General features: G+C 48.1%; 1 protein-coding gene. It reads left to right on the forward strand.

Translation table 11 applies throughout. The annotated features are described in order from the left end of the window. The coding region (locus SB679_RS25905; protein ID WP_410705253.1) for a baseplate J/gp47 family protein at nt 1-243 on the forward strand (243 nt) is incomplete at both ends.

Below are 243 nucleotides of genomic sequence, written 5' to 3' on the forward strand. Positions count from 1 at the left end.
GGTATCGCTAACGCCTACGTTTACCCCTTACGGCGCGGCGCTGGTAGCGTTGATGTTGCTATCACGGCACAAGGCGCTAATGGAGCAACTTTACCAAGTGATAGCTTACTGGCTCAATCTGAGCAAGTTTTAAAAGACACTACGGCATTTTGGGAAGACGTGCGCACTTTTAAGCCCACCATCATTGCGTTTGATGTTACCGCTAAAATCACGGGCGTTAATGTTAATACGGGTGAGATTAGC

It is taken from the genome of Chryseobacterium sp. SIMBA_029, assembly GCF_046535275.1.
GTDB lineage: Bacteria > Bacteroidota > Bacteroidia > Flavobacteriales > Weeksellaceae > Chryseobacterium.